At 35.6% G+C, this 2,002-nt stretch carries 1 protein-coding gene and 1 pseudogene; both read right to left on the bottom strand.

What is annotated here, in order from left to right; genetic code table 11:
* Window positions 1-50 precede the first annotated feature (50 nt).
* The gene (locus ACP6PK_RS17275) at window positions 51-830 is read right to left on the bottom strand and encodes a 16S rRNA (uracil(1498)-N(3))-methyltransferase (RefSeq protein WP_426561174.1); all 780 of its coding nucleotides are present in this window, start codon (window positions 828-830) and stop codon (window positions 51-53) included.
* Between the two features lie 836 nt (window positions 831-1,666).
* Window positions 1,667-2,002: pseudogene (locus ACP6PK_RS17270) on the bottom strand (hypothetical protein); the annotation flags it as partial.

The raw sequence follows: 2,002 nt of genomic DNA, 5'->3' as shown, positions 1-2,002 counted from the left end.
ACTTTCACAACAGAATTTTCTTTATTGTGAATGAAAAACTAAAAAATTATTCAACTATCACTATTGCTATATATTTTTTGTCTCTCCAATACACCAGCAACTAGAGATAATGCAACTAAAGGAGCTGTAACTGCTCTGAGGATACGCTTACCAAGAGAAACAGCTTGAAAACCTGTAGCGATCGCTGCTTCTATTTCCCCATTAGTCCAACCTCCTTCGGGACCCGTAGCAATTACAACTGATTCTACTGATTCAGTATCCAATAAATTCTCCAGTAAAAGCGGATAATTATTACGAGCCACACATATATACTTATGATATTTAGTAGACAAATTTTGATGTTCAAACAATGATAAAGCGGCAGAATATTCTACAGTTTCTCTAATTTTTGGAACTACTTGACGCTCTGATTGTTCTGCAGCTTCATTGGCAATTTTTCCCCATCTTTTTAACTTTTGCGGACTTGGTTTAAGCAAAGTTCTAGAACTAATAACTGGCAAAATATGAGTTACTCCTAATTCCGTACTTTGTCGCACAACTTCATCAAAATTATTTCCTTTAGGTAAAGCAGAAATTAGAATCAGTTCTATTGGTAATTCATTTTGAATCGAAATTTCTTGTTCTAAAACAGCAGTTAATTCAGTTTTTCCAGAAATATCTGGTGTAAGTTTAGCTAACCACCATTTACCCTTTCCATCCATTACAATAAACTGGTCTCCTATCCCCAGTCGTAACACTCGCCCTAAATAATGCTGTTGTTCAACAGTTAGAAAAACCTGTTGTCGATCAATTTGCTGAGGAGCGATCGCTAATCTTTGCAAATCAGCCATTCTAGAAAAAATTTAATAGTTACAATATTGCTCACTTTGGATCGTTAATCTGATGCAGAGACAGTAAAAAACTGTTGATGTGTGGGATAGTTTTTTTCTAACTATTAAGATTAAATCAGAATCAAACCTAGCATTTTCTAATTAAATGGAAATAGTAACAAAGCTATTTCCATTTATTTGTTTGCCTTTAAAGTATTTTACGGCTAATTTTTAGTTTTATCGCTATCTTCAGGACTACTGAAGTTGCTCTTTATGATAGTTATAGCGCTTCTCCCTCAGGTATTTACAACTAATAAATCTAAGTGTAGTAAGCGAAAATGTGTACAAAAGATAATGTTTAAATATGCCATAGCGCACTACTATAATACAGCTAATTTGCCTAAACTAAAAGGTGTCTATTTTTATAATTACTTAGTTTCAGTTATTAGCTCTTTAAATGCCACAACATTTATGCGCATATTTATCCCACAGACTTATTTTTAGACGTGGATTTTCTCCAGAGGGAACCTAAAAATGTCAGCATTCAGCCTTTTTTTTTAATTACAAAAACACATTTGCTATAGATAGCAGAAGTCTTCAGATTTCATTTGATCCATGCTTGAGCATTTTACCCGACATTCCGCACCACTATGGGTAGCGTTTAGCTCTAGGCTTTGATCACTACTAATAGCGTAAGGATTTGTACTTATACACTACTAATGGTGTGTTAACTTTTTAAAACCGCTATATCTAGACGTAACTTGCGGAATGTGGGTTTTACTTTAGTCTTTTAATACTGCCATAGGATTTCATTTTGTCCGAAGCTAATGGCTGAGAGCTGACAGCTGAATAGTTATCTAAAAATTAGTTTCATCAGTAGTAGTTGGGCTTTCATTTTTCCTAATTTTCTCTAGGTATTCTGCAATTGCTTCAGTTGCTAATTGAACTACTGGTTTACCCTGACGCTTAGACTCTTCTTTTAACTTGGTATAGATTTCATCCCTCACACTAACCCGATGTCGCATTTTGCTAGTATCTTTAGGTTGTTCCGGAGGAGATGCAGGTTGACTCGCTTCTTGACCCAAAGTCCCAGGTGTTGTAGGTGTTACAGGTTGACTCGCTTCTTGACCCAAAGTCCCAGGTGTTGTAGGTGTTACAGGTTGACTTACTGGTTGACCAATAGTCGTAGGTGC

Origin of the sequence: Dapis hubbardiae BLCC-M172 (genome assembly GCF_050016015.1) — a bacterium.
GTDB lineage: Bacteria > Cyanobacteriota > Cyanobacteriia > Cyanobacteriales > Microcoleaceae > Trichodesmium.
The sequence above is the reverse complement of the archived record's forward strand: the minus strand, read 5'-3'. Positions and strand labels throughout refer to the sequence as shown.